This is a genomic window from Salmonella sp. SAL04157, from assembly GCF_046551635.1.
GTDB classification, from domain to species: domain Bacteria; phylum Pseudomonadota; class Gammaproteobacteria; order Enterobacterales; family Enterobacteriaceae; genus Salmonella; species Salmonella enterica.
Window position 1 is genome coordinate 4175 of sequence record NZ_JBGDVS010000023.1, and the last position, 1216, is coordinate 5390.

The 1216-nt window shown below is 66.4% G+C and carries 2 protein-coding genes; both read left to right on the forward strand.

Annotated features, from left to right (window positions below):
- On the forward strand, positions 1–601 hold a 601-nt coding region (locus ACLJRE_RS23715), incomplete at its 5' end, for a cytochrome c-type biogenesis CcmF C-terminal domain-containing protein (protein WP_410957610.1).
- Positions 598–1155, forward strand: coding sequence for a thiol:disulfide interchange protein DsbE (gene dsbE, locus ACLJRE_RS23720; protein ID WP_000828299.1), 558 nt, complete (start codon positions 598–600; stop codon positions 1153–1155). The genes ACLJRE_RS23715 and dsbE, both read left to right, overlap by 4 nt.
- Positions 1156–1216 lie beyond the last annotated feature (61 nt).

Genomic DNA, 1216 nt, shown 5'->3' on the forward strand with positions numbered 1-1216 from the left:
GCAGGACCGCATCGCCGCCATGGCGGTGGCCGGAATGGCGATGGCCTGCTGGATTGCGGTACTGGCGGTGGCCGAAGCCGTACAGCGCGTGTCCCGCGGCGCCAGGATTTCCCTCAGCTACCTGGGGATGGTGGCGGCGCACCTCGGGCTGGCGGTGACGATTACCGGCATCGCCTTCAGCCAGAATTACAGCGTGGAGCGTGACGTGCGGATGCGGGCGGGCGACAGCGTGACCATTCACGACTACCGCTTCACCTTCCGGGAGGTGCGGGACATCACCGGCCCCAACTACCGCGGCGGGGTGGCCCTCATCGGGGTGACGCGCCACGGCGAGCCGGAGGCGGTGCTGCACGCGGAGAAACGGCTCTACAACACCAGCCGGATGGTGATGACCGAGGCGGCGATTGACGGCGGGCTGACCCGCGACCTGTACGCCGCGCTCGGGGAGGAGCTGGACAACGGCGCGTGGGCCGTGCGCCTGTACTACAAACCGTTTGTCCGCTGGATATGGGCCGGGGGGCTGCTGATGGCGCTGGGCGGGCTGCTGTGCCTGGCGGACCCGCGCTACCGCCGCCGTAAACCATTGCCGGAGGCCGGATGAAACGCAACGTACTGTTATTACCGCTGCTGATTTTTCTGCTGATTGCCGCGGCGCTGCTGTGGCAGCTGGCGCGCAACGCGCAGGGGGATGACCCGACGAATCTCGAATCGGCACTGACCGGAAAGCCGGTGCCGGCGTTCCGCCTGGAATCGCTGGAGACGCCGGGTCAGTACTACCAGGCGGAGGTGCTGACGCAGGGGAAACCGGTGCTGCTTAACGTCTGGGCCACCTGGTGCCCGACCTGCCGCGCCGAGCATCAGTACCTGAACCGGCTGGCCGCGCAGGGTATCCGGGTGGTCGGGCTGAACTATAAGGACGACCGGGCGAAGGCGGTGGCCTGGTTAAAAGAACTGGGCAACCCGTATGCGCTGAGTTTATCGGACAGCGACGGGATGCTGGGGCTGGACCTGGGCGTGTACGGCGCGCCGGAAACCTTCCTCATCGACGGCAGGGGGATTATCCGCTACCGCCATGCGGGCGATTTGAATGCCCGGGTATGGGAGAGTGAACTGAAACCGCTGTGGGACAGATACAGCCGGGAGGCGGCGCAATGAGACTGTTACCGGGCATGGTGATGCTGATGCTGGTGCTGGTTATCGCCGGGTCAGCGCGGGC

Coding starts and splice junctions, on each gene's coding strand:
- dsbE (WP_000828299.1), top strand. CDS start 598: ATGAAACGCAACGTACTGTTATTACCGCTGCTGATTTTTCTGCTGATT.